Consider the following 14,080-nt stretch of genomic DNA (forward strand, 5'->3'; position numbering starts at 1 on the left):
GTTTACGGGCGGTTGAAGGGTGGACGTTTCCCCTGGGGGCCGAGCGCCGTCGGCGGCTGCGCGTACGCTCGTGTCATGGTGCGCAACGTTGTAATCAGCGGTGGTGGTACGGGAATTGGGCTCGCTGCGGCGCATGCCTTCGCGGCCGGCGGGGACCGGGTGTTGCTGCTCGGGCGGCGCAGCGAGGTGTTGGAGAAGGCCGGGGTGGCCGGGGCGTTGACGTACGCCGGGGATCTGAGTGAGCCCGAAGTGGTGCGCGGTGTCGCGCGGCTGGTCGCCGAGGAGTTCGGCACCGTGGATGTGCTGGTGCACAGCGCGGGCGGGAACGGGACCCTGGAACCCGGGAGCGACAGCGGCGATGCGCTGGACGCCGTCGCGCACAACTGGACCGTCAACTTCCGTATCAACACCCTGAGCGCCGCGCTCCTCACCGAAGCCCTGAAGTCACGGCTCGCGGAGCCGGGCGGGCGGGTGCTGTTCGTCAGTTCCATCGCCGCGTACCGGGGGTCGGGGAGCGGGGCGTACGGCGCGGCCAAGGCGGCCCTGCATCCGTACGCCCATGATCTGGCCCGGGATCTGGGGCCGCGGGGCATCACCGTGAACGTGGTCGCGCCCGGGTACATCGAGGACACGGAGTTCTTCGGGCCGGAGATCGCGGAGGCCCGGCGTGAGCGGATGATCCGGGACACGTCGACGGGGCGGGCGGGGACGCCCGGGGATGTTGCCGGGACTCTGCACTGGCTCGCCTCGTCGGCAGCCGGGCATGTCACTTCGCAGGTGATTCAGGTCAACGGTGGGGCTGAGCGGGGGCGTTGAGGGGGAGGGACAGGTCGTCGGTCGGGTGCGGCGCCGTCGTGGCTGGTCGCGCCCACGCGGCGGTAGCCGCATGTCAGATACAGCCCCGCGCCCCTGAAAGACGGGGGCGTCGCTGCCGAAGCCGACTCAGGCGTTGCAGCGCCCCGACCCCCACCCGCCCAGGGGCGCGGGGAACTGCGCGACCAGCCCCCACCGGGCCCGAGGAGACCAGGCCCCGACCCCCGATCCGTCATCCGTGATTCGTCCCGGGCGACTCATGAGCCGCCCGCCCCGCACCCCCGCCGGGTGTCGTGTCCTCGCCCGGGATCGGCGCCGCGTCCGCCGTGTTGACGCGCGGCAGGGCGTACGGATGCTCCACGTACAGCCAGCGGATCATCTGTTCGCGGACCGTGACCCGTACCGTCCAGATGTCGTCCGCGTCCTTCGCCGTGACCAGGGCCCGGACCTCCATGGTGTTCGGGGTGGTGTCGGTGACGACCAGGCCGTAGTTGCGGCCGTCCCAGGCGGGGCAGGCGCGGAGGATCTCGCGGAGTTGTTCGCGCATCGCGTCGACCGGGGCCGAGTGGTCGACCTGGAAGTAGACGATGCCGGTCATCTGCGGGGTGCCGCGCGACCAGTTCTCGAACGGCTTGGACGTGAAGTACGACACCGGCATGGTGATCCGGCGCTCGTCCCAGGTCCGTACCGTCAGGAAGGTCAGGGTGATCTCCTCGATCGTGCCCCACTCGCCGTCCACGACCACGGTGTCGCCGATGCGGACCATGTCGCCGAAGGCGATCTGCAGTCCCGCGAAGAGGTTGGCGAGAGTGGACTGCGCCGCGACACCGGCGACGATGCCCAGGACACCCGCCGAGGCCAGCAGCGAGGCGCCGGCCGCGCGCATCGCGGGGAACGTCAGCAGCATCGCGGCGACCGCCACCACACCGACGATCGCGGCCACCACCCGCGTGATCAGCGTCACCTGGGTCCGGACCCGGCGGACCCGGGCCGGGTCACGGGAGGCGCGGGCGTAGCGCGCGTACGACGACTCCACGATCGCGGCGGCGACCCGGATCATCAGCCAGGCGGTGGCGCCGATCAGCACCAGGGTGAGGGTCTGGCCGATGCCGATGCGGTGATCCTCAAGGAGTTGCGCCTGGTCGTAGGAGCCTCTGAGGAAGGCCGCGCAGAGTACGAGCTGGTAGGGGACACGGCCTCGGCGCAGCAGGCCCCACAGCGTGGTGTCGTCGTGGCGGGCGTCCGCCTTGCGCAGCAGCAGGTCGGTGACCCAGCCGATGAGCAGCGTGAGGACCACGGAGCCGCCGATGACGATCAGCGGGCGCAGTACGTTCTCCATGTGTCCGACCGTACTGGCACGATGGCTTCATGAACATCATGCTCTTCCACTCGACGTACGGACTCCGGCCGGCGGTCCGCGACGCCGCCGACCGGCTGCGCGCCGCGGGCCACGAGGTGTGGACGCCGGACCTCTTCGAGGGGCAGACGTTCGAGACGGTCGAGGAGGGCATGGCCTTCAACGACGGGATCGGCAAGGACGAGCTGCTGAAGCGGGCTGTGCTGGCCGCCGCCCCCTATTCGGAGCGCGGGCTCGTCTACGCCGGGTTCTCGCTGGGCGCCTCCATCGCCCAGACCCTCGCCCTCGGCGACGAGAAGGCCCGCGGGCTGCTGCTCCTGCACGGCACCTCGGACATCGCGGCCACCGCCTCCGTCGACGACCTGCCGGTCCAGCTGCACGTCGCCGAGCCGGACCAGTTCGAGACGGACGACTGGCTCAGCTCCTGGTATCTCCAGATGGGCAGGGCGGGCGCCGACGTCGAGATCTACCGGTACGCCGGAGCCGGCCACCTGTACACCGACCCCGGCCTCCCGGACTACGACGAGGAGGCCGCCGAGGCCACCTGGCGGGTGGCCCTCGGCTTCCTCGAAACGCTGTAACTACACCGGGTCGTACGTCCGCTCGACCTTCTGTGTGCCGCTGCGCGTGCGGTACGAGCGCTCCCAGGACGAGGTCGCGGTGGGCGAGGTGCGGTCGGACAGGACGTAGTAGTCCATCTGCGCGCGGTCGGCGGTGATGTCGAGGACGCCGTAGCCGTGGCGGTCGGTGTCGACCCAGTGGACGTGCCGGTTGGCGAGCTGGATGAGCGGGGCGGCGAGCGCGGAGACCGTGCCCTCGGGCACCTTGACTATGTCGTCGAGGTTGTCGGAGGTCACCGAGGTGATCACGAACTCCGTCGCGGCGGACGGCGAGAGCGGGTACGTCCCGGCGTCCACCGGCACGTCGTTGGCCCAGGACATGTGGATGTCACCGGTGAGGAAGACCGTGTTGCCGATCGCGTTCGACCGCAGATGGGCGAGGAGTTCGCGGCGGTCGTCGGTGTAGCCGTCCCACTGGTCGGTGTTGACGCCGATGCCGTCCTGCGGCAGGTCCAGCAGCTTGGCGAGCGGTTTGAGCAGGTCGGCGGTGAGCGAGCCGATGACGAACGGCGCGATCATCACCGAGTTGCCGACCAGCCGCCACTTGGTGTCCGACGCCTTCAACCCGGCCTTCAGCCAGTCGAGTTGGGCGCGTCCCGTGATCGTACGGTCCGGGTCGTCGACCGCGCCGCTGCCCGAACTCGCCTGCTGCGAACGGAAGGAGCGCAGGTCGAGGAGGGAGAGGTCCGCCAGTTTGCCGAAGCGGAGGCGGCGGTAGGTGGTGCCCTCGATCGCGGGGCGGACCGGCATCCACTCGAAGTAGGCCTGTTTCGCGGCGGCCTGACGGGCCGTCCAGGTGCCCTCGGCGCCCTCGGTGTGGTTGACCGCGCCGCCCGACCAGGCGTTGTCCGCGAACTCGTGGTCGTCCCAGATCGCCACGACCGGCGCCTTGGCGTGCAGGGCCTGGAGATCGGGGTCGGTCTTGTACTTGCCGTGCCGGGTGCGGTAGTCGGCGAGCGTGATGATCTCGTTGAGGGGCGCGTGCGGTCGTACGACCGTGCCGCGCGTCCCGTACTCGCCGGACTTGTACTCGTAGATGTAGTCCCCGAGATGCAGCCAGGCGTCCAGGTCGCCGCGCGCCGCGAGATGGCGGTACGAGGAGAAGTAGCCCGCCTCCCAGTTGGCGCAGGTGACCACGCCGAAGCGCAGGCCGGACACGGTGGCGTCCGTCGCCGGCGCGGTGCGGGTGCGCGCCGCCGGGGAGTCGGTGCCGCCGGCCGAGAAGCGGAAGAAGTAGTCGGTGGCCGGGGCCAGACCGCGGATGTCGGCCTTGACCGTGTGGTCGGAGGCTGCGGTCGCCGTCAGGGAGCCCTTGGCGACGATGTTCGTGAACGCCTTGTCGGTGGCTACGGTCCAGCTCACCTCGGTGTCCGGGCCGAGTCCGGAACCGGGGACCGCCTCGGCGGTGGGCGTCACCCGGGTCCACAGCAGGACGCCGTCCGGGAGCGGGTCGCCGGAGGCGACACCGTGCAGGAAGGCGGGGGTCTCGGTGGCGGCCTTGGCGGGCAGCGCGGCGATCAGTGGGCCGGCCAGGACGGCGGTGGCGGCCGCGGCCTTGACGACCGTACGGCGGCGCGGGGAGGGCGAGTTGACGCCCTCGGGTGCTCTGTATCGACTGGTCACGAGCGATCAGGTTACTGATCGGTATCAACGAGAGCGGGCGAACTCGTAAAAGTTCGCCCGCTCTTCCACCAGCCGTTGAATCAGCCCTTCAGGGCCGCGTCCACCACCCTGGTGAAGTCGGCCACCGTCATGGGCGGGTTGCCCGAGGTGTCGGCGGTGAGCTTCTTGCCGTCCATGACGAAGCTCGGGGTGCCCGTCACGCCTTCCTTGTTGTTGTCGAAGGTCTTCGACATGGCCATCGCCCAGGCGTCGTAGGTGCCCTTCTTCACGGCGTCCTGGAACGTGGTGTTGTTCTTCAGCGCGGAGACCGTGTTGGCGACCTTGATGAGGTAGCTGTCGTCCTTGAACTTGTCGGTCGTCTCGTCCGGGTGGTACTTCGTCGAGTACAGCGCCGACTTGTACTCCAGGAACGCGGTGGGGCTGACGTTCAGCGCGGCGCCCAGGGCGCTCAGCGCGTTCTTGGAGCCCACGCCGTTGTCCTTGTTGTCGATGAACGTGCCACCGATGTACTGGATCTTGTACTTGCCGGCGTCGACGTCCTTCACGAGGGTCGAGCCGACGGTCTGCTCGAACTGGGCGCAGACGGGGCAGCGCGGGTCCTCGTACTCCTTGAGGGTCTTCTTGGCGCTGGCCTTGCCGATGACGACCGTCGTGCCCTTGGTGCCCGAGGTGTTGGCCGGGGCGGTCACCTTGGCGTCCTTCAGGCCCTCCCAGTAGCTGGGCTTGTTGTTCTGCACGACGGCGTAACCTATGCCGCCGGCTATCGCGAGGACGCCGACGACCGAACCGGCCACGATGATCTGCCGCTTGACCTTGGCGCGCTTGGCCTGGCGCTCGCGCTCGGCGCGCAGCCGCTCACGGGCCGCCGTCTTCGCCGCCGCGCTGTTCCGCTTGCTCATGGTGGTGATCTCCATATGGGACGCGTACACGTCGTACGCGGAATACGTGTGGGGGACTTATGTGTGCTCAGGTACCTGTGGGGTGTTCAGACCGCGAGGAGGACCGAGCACGGCGGTCCACGCCGTCCCAGGGAGTGCACCAGCAGCCGCTCACGGGCGGTGGCCGTACGGTGCGTGGTGCGCGGCAGCCGGCGGACGGCCGAGGTGCGCCGGCCCGTCACGGCGGCGACGGCGAGCAGCAGTGGGCGGAAGCCCACCGCCGTCGCCGCGTGCAGCAGTTCCGTCAGCGCGCGCTCGCCGCGGCGCAGATAGGCGGCGGCCAGCAGCCCGACGCCGATGTGCGCGCCGAGCAGCAGCCAGGCGGCGGTGGCGTCGGTGTGCGTGAGCAGCGCCGCCGCCTGATGGGGGCTGTCGGTCATCCGGGCCAGCGAGGTGCCCACACTGCCGCCGCTGCACAGCACGTCCAGGCCGACCGCGCGCAGCGGTCCTGCGACCGGGCCGCCCGCCCTGCCGTAGCAGGCGTGCTGGCCGGTGGTGAACACCGTGTCGGCGGCCAGCTCCAGCGGGATCAGCAGTGCGGCGATCCTGCCGAAGCCGCGCTCGCGGCCCGCCAGCGCGTACGCCAGCACGAACACGGTGGCGGCGATCGCGGCCACCGTGCCGAGCGGCAGCGGGATTCGGGACAGCAGTACGTGCGACGCGGTGCTGAGCGTCACGACCAGTGCCGTGAACAGCGCCGCGCGTACGGCCCTGAGCTGGATCCCGGATATGTCCATAGCGTGGGTGAGTCTGTCATGTGCTCCGGTAGGGGACCCCTAAAGGGTTCCTGTGAGCGTACGGATGGTTACAGACCCGGAATCCGGCCGTTGCGGAACAGGTCGACGAAGATCTGGTGGTCGGCACGCGCGCGTGCGCCGTAGCTGTGCGCGAAGTCGACGAGGACGCCCGCGAAGCCGTCCTCGTCGGCCGCGATCGCCGCGTCGATGGCCCGCTCGGTGGAGAACGGCACCAGGGACTCCCCGGACTGGTCGTCGGCCGCCGCGTGCATCGTGGCCGTGGCCCGCCCCAGGTCCGCGACTACGGCGGCGATCTCCTCCGGGTCGTCGATGTCGCTCCAGTCCAGGTCCACCGCGTACGGCGACACCTCGGCGACCAGCTGCCCCGAGCCGTCCAGCTCGGTCCAGCCCAGCCACGGGTCCGCGTGCGCCTGGAGGGCCCGCTGGGAGATCACCGTGCGGTGACCCTCGTGCTGGAAGTAGTCCCGGATCGCCGGATCCGTGATGTGCCGGGACACGGCCGGCGTCTGGGCCTGCTTGATGTAGATCACCACATCGTTCTCCAGGGCGTCGCTGTTGCCCTCCAGAAGGATGTTGTACGACGGCAGCCCGGCCGAGCCGATGCCGATGCCCCGGCGGCCCACGACGTCCTTCACCCGGTACGAGTCGGGGCGGTCCAGGGACGACTCCGGGAGCGTCTCCAGGTAGCCGTCGAAGGCCGCGAGGACCTTGTAGCGGGTCGCCGCGTCCAGCTCGATGGAGCCGCCGCCCGACGCGAACCGGCGCTCGAAGTCGCGGATCTCGGTCATCGAGTCCAGCAGCTCGAACCGGGTCAGCGAGCGGGCCGTGCGCAGCGCGCCCAGGAGCGGCCCGTCGGCGGTGTCCAGCGTGAACGGCGGCACCTCGTCGCTCTTCGCGCCGGTCGCCAGGGCGTGCACCCGCTCGCGGTACGCGCCCGCGTAGATCCTCACCAGCTCGGTGATCTGCTCGTCACTGAGCGCCTTCGCGTACCCGAGGAGCGCGATGGAGCCGGCGAAGCGCTTGAGGTCCCAGGTGAACGGGCCGACGTAGGCCTCGTCGAAGTCGTTGACGTTGAAGACCAGGCGGCCGTTCGAGTCCATGTACGTGCCGAAGTTCTCGGCGTGCAGGTCGCCGTGGATCCACACGCGCGAGGTGCGGTCGTCCAGGTAGGGGCCGCCCCGCTTCTCCGCGTCGAGATCGTGGTAGAAGAGGGCCGCCGTGCCCCGGTAGAAGGCGAAGGCGGAGGCCGCCATCTTCCGGAACTTCACGCGGAACGCGGCCGGGTCGGCGGCCAGGAGCTCGCCGAAGGCGGTGTCGAAGACGGCGAGGATCTCCTCGCCGCGGTGCTCGTCGTTGAGCTGCGGAACCGACATCGCTCTGTGCCTCCTGGTACGGGTGGTGCATGACATGTGACGGGGTCTGTCGTCACCTTCCAACGCTCGAAGGTACGTCGGAGTGCCCGCCCTGTGTCAGTGGCGAGGCATAGGATTCGGTCTCGTCCCCCCAGACCGTCCGCTGCTCTTCGTCGATCGTTTCCCCCGTTATCCCTGGAGGCCAAGCCGTGTCAAAGCCGCCGTTCACGCACCTGCACGTCCACACCCAGTACTCGCTGCTGGACGGTGCCGCGCGGCTCAAGGACATGTTCAACGCGTGCAACGAGATGGGCATGACCCACATCGCGATGTCCGACCACGGCAACCTCCACGGTGCCTACGACTTCTTCCACACGGCGAAGAAAGCCGGGGTCACGCCGATCATCGGCATCGAGGCGTATGTCGCCCCCGAGTCCCGGCGCAACAAGCGCAAGATCCAGTGGGGCCAGCCGCACCAGAAGCGTGACGACGTGTCCGGTTCCGGTGGTTACACCCACAAGACGATCTGGGCGGCGAACAGGACGGGCCTGCACAACCTCTTCAAGCTGTCCTCGGACGCGTACGCCGAGGGCTGGCTCCAGAAGTGGCCGCGCATGGACAAGGAGACCATCTCCCAGTGGTCCGAGGGGCTCATCGCCTCCACCGGCTGCCCCTCGGGCGAGCTCCAGACCCGGCTGCGCCTCGGCCAGGAGGAAGAGGCCCTGAAGGCGGCTGCCGAGTACCAGGACATCTTCGGCAAGGACCGCTACTTCCTGGAGCTGATGGACCACGGCATCGAGATCGAGCGCCGGGTCCGTGACGGCCTCCTCGACATCGGCCGCAAGCTCGGCATCCCGCCCCTGGTGACGAACGACTCGCACTACACCTACGCGCACGAGGCGACCGCCCACGACGCCCTGCTGTGCATCCAGACCGGCAAGAACCTCTCCGACCCGGACCGCTTCCGGTTCGACGGCACCGGCTACTACCTGAAGTCCACCGACGAGATGTACGCCGTGGACTCCTCGGACGCCTGGCAGGAGGGCTGCCGCAACACCCTCCTGGTCGCCGAACAGATCGACACCACCGGCATGTTCGAGGCCAAGAACCTCATGCCGAAATTCGACATCCCCGAGGGCTACACCGAGGTCACCTGGTTCAAGGAGGAGGTACGCCTGGGCATGGAGCGCCGCTTCCCGGGCGGTGTCCCCGAGGACCGGCAGAAGCAGGTCGAGTACGAGCTGGACGTCATCATCCAGATGGGGTTCCCCGGCTACTTCCTCGTGGTCGCCGACTTCATCATGTGGGCGAAGAACAACGGCATCGCGGTGGGTCCGGGCCGTGGTTCCGCGGCCGGTTCGATCGTCGCGTACGCCATGGGCATCACCGACCTCGACCCGATCCCGCACGGCCTGATCTTCGAGCGGTTCCTCAACCCCGAGCGCGTCTCCATGCCCGACGTCGACATCGACTTCGACGAGCGCAGGCGCGTCGAGGTGATCAGGTACGTGACCGAGAAGTACGGCGCCGACAAGGTCGCCATGATCGGCACCTACGGCAAGATCAAGGCCAAGAACGCCATCAAGGACTCCGCGCGCGTGCTGGGCTACCCGTACGCGATGGGCGACCGCCTCACCAAGGCGATGCCCGCCGACGTCCTCGGCAAGGGCATCGACCTCTCCGGCATCACCGACCCCAAGCACCCGCGCTACGGCGAGGCGGGCGAGATCCGCGGGATGTACGAGAACGAGCCGGACGTCAAGAAGGTCATCGACACCGCCAAGGGCGTCGAGGGCCTGGTCCGGCAGATGGGCGTGCACGCCGCCGGCGTCATCATGTCCAGCGAGCCCATCGTCGACCACGCCCCGATCTGGGTGCGGCACACGGACGGCGTGACGATCACACAGTGGGACTACCCGCAGTGCGAGTCGCTCGGCCTGATCAAGATGGACTTCCTGGGGCTGCGCAACCTCACGATCATGGACGACGCCGTGAAGATGGTGAAGTCCAACAAGGGCATCGACCTGGAGATGCTCGCCCTCCCGCTGGACGACCCCAAGACGTACGAACTGCTCTGCCGCGGCGACACGTTGGGCGTGTTCCAGTTCGACGGCGGACCGATGCGTTCGCTGCTGCGCCAGATGCAGCCCGACAACTTCGAGGACATCTCCGCCGTCTCGGCCCTGTACCGGCCAGGCCCGATGGGCATGAACTCGCACATCAACTACGCCGAGCGCAAGAACAAGCGCCAGGAGATCACGCCCATCCACAAGGAGCTGGAGGAGCCTCTTGAGGAGGTCCTCGCGGTGACCTACGGCCTGATCGTCTACCAGGAGCAGGTACAGAAGGCCGCACAGATCGTCGCCGGGTACTCGCTCGGCGAGGCCGACATCCTGCGCCGCGTGATGGGCAAGAAGAAGCCCGAGGAACTGGCGAAGAACTTCACCATCTACCAGGCGGGCGCCCGGAAGAACGGCTACAGCGACGAGGCGATCCAGGGCCTGTGGGACGTCCTGGTCCCCTTCGCCGGCTACGCGTTCAACAAGGCGCACTCCGCCGCGTACGGCCTGGTCTCGTACTGGACCGCCTACCTGAAGGCCAACTACCCGGCCGAGTACATGGCGGCGCTGCTCACCTCGGTCAAGGACGACAAGGACAAGTCCGCGATCTACCTGAACGAGTGCCGGCGCATGAAGATCAAGGTGCTCCCGCCGAACGTCAACGAGTCGGTGCACAACTTCGCCGCCCAGGGCGACGACGTGATCCTCTTCGGCCTGGAGGCGGTGCGCAACGTCGGCACGAACGTGGTCGACTCGATCATCAGGTCCCGCAAGGCGAAGGGGAAGTACGGCTCCTTCCCCGACTACCTGGACAAGGTCGAGGCCGCCGCCTGCAACAAGCGCACCACCGAATCCCTCATCAAGGCAGGGGCGTTCGACACCCTGGGGCACACCCGCAAGGGCCTCACCGCGCACTTCGAGCCGATGATCGACAACGTGGTGGCGGTCAAGCGCAAGGAGGCCGAGGGGCAGTTCGACCTCTTCGGCGGCATGGGGGAGGAGGACACCAGCGAGCCCGGCTTCGGACTCGACGTGGAGTTCACCACCGACGAGTGGGAGAAGACCTATCTCCTCGCCCAGGAGCGGGAGATGCTCGGTCTCTACGTCTCCGACCACCCGCTCTTCGGCCTGGAGCACGTGCTGTCCGACAAGGCCGACGCGGGCATCGCCCAGCTCACCGGAGGTGAGCACGCGGACGGCGCGGTCGTCACCATCGGCGGCATCATCTCGGGCCTCCAGCGCAAGATGACCAAGCAGGGCAACGCCTGGGCGATCGCCACCGTCGAGGACCTCGCGGGCTCCATCGAGTGCATGTTCTTCCCGGCGACCTACCAGCTCATCTCGACCCAACTCGTCGAGGACACCATCGTGTTCGTCAAGGGCCGCCTCGACAAGCGCGAGGACGTGCCCCGTCTGGTCGCGATGGAGATGCAGGTCCCGGACGTGTCGAACGCGGGCACCAACGCGCCCGTGATCCTCACCATCCCGGCGACCAGGGTCACTCCGCCGATGGTGAGCAGGCTCGGTGAGATCCTCAGTCACCACCGGGGCGACAGCGAGGTCCGGATCAAGCTCCAGGGCCCGACCAAGACCACCGTCCTGCGCCTGGACCGGCACCGGGTGAAGCCGGACCCGGCCCTGTTCGGCGACCTGAAGGTGCTGCTCGGCCCGGCCTGCCTGGCCGGCTGAGCAACGGGCAACAGGTAACGGGCAACAGGCAACAGACGTGACCGAGGGGCGCATCCGTCGACGGATGCGCCCCTCGGTGTTCCACATGCCTTAGAGCAGGCCTCAGTTGTGGCCGAAGCGCTTCTCCCTGCCCTTGCGGGCCATGTCACTGGGAGTCGCCTGGGATATGCGCTGTTCGGCCTGGTCCTGCATCGAGGAGGACTTGGCCTGCTCCTCGGCGCGCTCGGACTGCGGCTGCTTGCGGTCACGGTGCTTGTTCTTGGCCATGGTGATCTGCCTCCTGAGGGGGATCTAGGGGCCAGGGCCGCGACCAGATTCACATAGGCTGACGAAGAACGCATTTCGGATAATTACCGTGTGTGACATGGTTGATGCGAGAGAGAAGCCCCGAAACGCCACGCCGAAGATCGAGTTCGGGCCGTTAACCCCTGTGCGGTCGGGCAGACTCGAAGCGAGCCCGAAGTGAACCGACCGGGAAGAGGGTGAGTCGCGTGGACCGCTGCATCGTCCTGGTGGACGCCGGGTATCTGCTGGGGGCGGCGGCCAGTCTCCTCGCCGGAGAGCCCTCGCGTTCCCGGATCACCGTCGATCACGCCGCCCTCATCCAGGGCCTGCGCGAGCGCGCCGAGTCCGACACCGAACGGCCACTGCTGCGCATCTACTGGTTCGACGGCGCCCCCGACCGCGTCCCGCAGCCCGAGCACCGCAGGCTGCGCGTGATGCCCCGCGTCACCGTCCGCCTCGGCGCCCTGACCCGCAGCGACGGCCGCTGGGCGCAGAAGGGCGTCGACGCCGCCATGCACGCCGAGCTGACCGAGCTGGCCCGCAACCGCGCCTGCTCCGACGTCGTGCTCGTCACCGGCGACGGGGACCTGCTGCCGGGCATGATGGCCGCCAAGGAGCACGGCGTCGCCGTACACCTGTGGGCCGTGCAGGCCGCGGACGGGGACTACAACCAGTCCGAGGACCTGGTCGCCGAGGCCGACGAGCGGCGGGTGCTCGACCGGACCTGGATCACCAAGGCCGTACGCGCGAAGGACCTCGGCGGGGTGTGCGCGCCGCCGCCCGTGCCGCGGCCGGAGATCGCCGCGATCCTGTCGGCGCCGCTGCCGGAGTCCGCGCCGGCGGAGCCGCGCGAGCGGGTTGTGGCGGAGGGCGAGCACGCGGCGGCCGAGGCCGGCTCGGAGAACGGCACACAGGAGCGGGTGCCCGCGGTCAAGGGCGTGCCCACCCCGAAGGACCTGGCGAGCCTGAAGGCCCCGGGTGCCGCCCAGCCCGCGTCGCATCCCGCGAGCGCGACCCTGCGCTGGTCCTCCGACAAAGGGTGGGTCGACCGGCCGGGCGGCGCCACCGAGTCGCCCGAGGTCGCCTCGATGCCGACGCTGGCGCAGCTGACCACCGCCGAGCAGCGCTGGGCCGACCGCGAGGAGGACATCACCACGGTCGGCGGCGACCCGTACGAGGTGGGGCAGGTCTTCGCCCGCCGGTGGATGGGCCGCCTCGGCGACCAGGGCGCCCACCTGCAGAAACTCTCCGGAATGTATCCGCGCGTCCCGCACCGCATCGACGGCGAACTGCTGCGCTACGCCGCCCGCTTCGGCCTCCTCGCCCACAAGGACGACCAGATCGACGAGCACGACCGGTACGCGATCAGGGCCGGTTTCTGGCGCGAGATCGACGTCCGGACGGCCGCCGAGCACGCGCCCGCCGGAGAGTGACGCTCTTTACCGGCGTATTTGTCGTTATGGACCAACCCGAGAGCGGGGAGGGCTCCGCGACCCCGTACTCTCGTCCATTGTGAGTACGCGCGCGGGACAGGCACTTCGACACGGTGGGGATGTCGTGTGCGCGGTGCGCGGGCTCAGCAAGACCTATCCGGCGGTGCGCGGTCGGCGCGGTGCGCCGGGCACCCCCGAGGTGCGGGCCACCGACGACGTGACCCTCGACATCCGCCAGGGCGAGATCTTCGGGCTGCTCGGACCGAACGGCGCCGGCAAGTCCACCCTCGTACGCCAGCTGATCGGGCTGATGCGGCCCGACGCCGGCGGCGTCGAGATCCTCGGCCACGACATCGTGCGCCACCCGGAGCGGGCCGCGCGGATCCTCGCCTACCTCGGCCAGGAGTCCTCCGCGCTCGACGAACTGACCGTGTCGCTCGCCGCCGAGACGACCGCCCGGCTGCGCGGCCTCGACCTGCGCGACGCACGGGCCGAACGGGACGCCGTACTGGACGAGTTGGGGCTTACGGCCATCGCCGGCCGGCCGCTCAAGAAGCTGTCCGGCGGGCAGCGGCGGCTGGCGTGTGTGGCCGCCGCGCTGGTCGGGGAGCGGCCCCTGCTGGTGCTCGACGAGCCGACCACCGGGATGGATCCGGTGGCGCGCAGGGCCGTGTGGTCCGCCGTCGACCGGCGCCGGGCCGAGCGCGGGACCACCGTGCTGCTCGTCACCCACAACGTCATCGAGGCCGAGACGGTCCTCGACCGGGTCGCCGTCCTCGACCAGGGCAGGGTCATCGCCTGCGACACCCCCGCCGGGCTCAAGGAACAGGTCGCCGGAGAGGTACGGGTCGAGCTGGTGTGGCGGGAGAAGCCGCCGCTGGACGTCCCGGAGGTCGCCGCGCTGCGGGACCGGGCCGTCGAGTCCGGGCGCCGCTGGACGCTGCGGCTGGCCCCCGAGGAGGCCCGGGTGGCCGTCGCCACGGTGACCGGCGGGGCAGCCTTCGCCGCCCTGGACGACTTCACCCTGGCCACGCCCAGCCTGGAGGACGTGTATCTGACACTGGGCGGGAACGCGCAGGGGCTGGTGAAGGCATGAGTGCACGGGCCGTCGTATCCGTATGGGACAGAGCGATCGCCGTTGTGTCCGTAGGG

General features: G+C 69.4%; 11 protein-coding genes. 5 read left to right on the top strand and 6 right to left on the bottom strand.

What is annotated here, in order from left to right; all coding sequences use genetic code 11:
• The first annotated feature begins 75 nt into the window (after positions 1-75).
• The gene (locus tag ACIQBL_RS25425) at positions 76-816 is read left to right on the top strand and encodes an SDR family NAD(P)-dependent oxidoreductase (protein ID WP_401945220.1); all 741 of its coding nucleotides are present in this window, start codon (positions 76-78) and stop codon (positions 814-816) included.
• Between the two features lie 229 nt (positions 817-1,045).
• Here ACIQBL_RS25425 and ACIQBL_RS25430 read toward each other — a convergent pair whose 3' ends face one another.
• Positions 1,046-2,152, bottom strand: coding sequence for a mechanosensitive ion channel family protein (locus tag ACIQBL_RS25430; RefSeq protein WP_401945221.1), 1,107 nt, complete (start codon positions 2,150-2,152; stop codon positions 1,046-1,048).
• 29 nt (positions 2,153-2,181) lie between these two features.
• Between ACIQBL_RS25430 and ACIQBL_RS25435 the strand changes: the two genes are divergently transcribed.
• Positions 2,182-2,751, top strand: coding sequence for a dienelactone hydrolase family protein (locus ACIQBL_RS25435; protein ID WP_401945222.1), 570 nt, complete (start codon positions 2,182-2,184; stop codon positions 2,749-2,751).
• Here the strand turns inward: ACIQBL_RS25435 and ACIQBL_RS25440 are convergent, their stop codons facing one another.
• The 4 genes from ACIQBL_RS25440 to ACIQBL_RS25455 all read right to left on the bottom strand — a co-directional run bounded on the left by ACIQBL_RS25440 (position 2,752) and on the right by ACIQBL_RS25455 (position 7,482).
• Positions 2,752-4,413, bottom strand: a complete 1,662-nt coding sequence (locus ACIQBL_RS25440) for an alkaline phosphatase D family protein (protein ID WP_401945223.1) — start codon at positions 4,411-4,413, stop codon at positions 2,752-2,754. It lies immediately after the preceding gene.
• 80 nt (positions 4,414-4,493) lie between these two features.
• Positions 4,494-5,312: a DsbA family protein gene (locus tag ACIQBL_RS25445; RefSeq protein WP_401945224.1), complete on the bottom strand. Its 819-nt coding sequence runs from the start codon at positions 5,310-5,312 to the stop codon at positions 4,494-4,496.
• A gap of 86 nt (positions 5,313-5,398) precedes the next feature.
• A complete protein-coding gene (locus ACIQBL_RS25450; protein WP_401945225.1) occupies positions 5,399-6,088 on the bottom strand; it encodes a hypothetical protein in 690 nt (229 codons plus the stop codon).
• A 68-nt stretch (positions 6,089-6,156) separates the two neighbouring features.
• Positions 6,157-7,482, bottom strand: coding sequence for a DUF2252 domain-containing protein (locus ACIQBL_RS25455; RefSeq protein WP_401945226.1), 1,326 nt, complete (start codon positions 7,480-7,482; stop codon positions 6,157-6,159).
• A 188-nt stretch (positions 7,483-7,670) separates the two neighbouring features.
• Between ACIQBL_RS25455 and dnaE the strand changes: the two genes are divergently transcribed.
• A complete protein-coding gene (gene dnaE / locus ACIQBL_RS25460; protein ID WP_401945227.1) occupies positions 7,671-11,210 on the top strand; it encodes a DNA polymerase III subunit alpha in 3,540 nt (1,179 codons plus the stop codon).
• A gap of 102 nt (positions 11,211-11,312) precedes the next feature.
• On the opposite strand, the gene ACIQBL_RS25465 is transcribed toward dnaE, so the two are convergent.
• Positions 11,313-11,477 carry a hypothetical protein gene (locus ACIQBL_RS25465; protein WP_199827393.1) on the bottom strand — a complete coding sequence of 55 codons (165 nt, stop codon included), beginning with the start codon at positions 11,475-11,477 and terminating at the stop codon, positions 11,313-11,315.
• Between the two features lie 224 nt (positions 11,478-11,701).
• Between ACIQBL_RS25465 and ACIQBL_RS25470 the strand changes: the two genes are divergently transcribed.
• Both ACIQBL_RS25470 and ACIQBL_RS25475 read left to right on the top strand, forming a co-directional pair.
• Entirely contained in the window at positions 11,702-12,928 is a 1,227-nt protein-coding gene (locus ACIQBL_RS25470; protein ID WP_401945228.1) for an NYN domain-containing protein, read from the top strand.
• 124 nt (positions 12,929-13,052) lie between these two features.
• Positions 13,053-14,024 carry an ABC transporter ATP-binding protein gene (locus tag ACIQBL_RS25475; protein ID WP_401945773.1) on the top strand — a complete coding sequence of 324 codons (972 nt, stop codon included), beginning with the start codon at positions 13,053-13,055 and terminating at the stop codon, positions 14,022-14,024.
• The last annotated feature ends 56 nt before the right edge of the window (positions 14,025-14,080 follow it).

The organism is Streptomyces sp. NPDC088350 (assembly GCF_044753545.1).
Lineage (GTDB): Bacteria > Actinomycetota > Actinomycetes > Streptomycetales > Streptomycetaceae > Streptomyces.

Bases quoted from the DNA above. Each gene is read 5' to 3' on its own strand.
- ACIQBL_RS25445 (WP_401945224.1), bottom strand. From the start codon at position 5,312: ATGAGCAAGCGGAACAGCGCGGCGGCGAAGACGGCGGCCCGTGAGCGG.
- ACIQBL_RS25455 (WP_401945226.1), bottom strand. From the start codon at position 7,482: ATGTCGGTTCCGCAGCTCAACGACGAGCACCGCGGCGAGGAGATCCTC.
- ACIQBL_RS25425 (WP_401945220.1), top strand. From the start codon at position 76: ATGGTGCGCAACGTTGTAATCAGCGGTGGTGGTACGGGAATTGGGCTC.
- ACIQBL_RS25435 (WP_401945222.1), top strand. From the start codon at position 2,182: ATGAACATCATGCTCTTCCACTCGACGTACGGACTCCGGCCGGCGGTC.
- ACIQBL_RS25430 (WP_401945221.1), bottom strand. From the start codon at position 2,152: ATGGAGAACGTACTGCGCCCGCTGATCGTCATCGGCGGCTCCGTGGTC.
- ACIQBL_RS25465 (WP_199827393.1), bottom strand. From the start codon at position 11,477: ATGGCCAAGAACAAGCACCGTGACCGCAAGCAGCCGCAGTCCGAGCGC.
- ACIQBL_RS25450 (WP_401945225.1), bottom strand. From the start codon at position 6,088: ATGGACATATCCGGGATCCAGCTCAGGGCCGTACGCGCGGCGCTGTTC.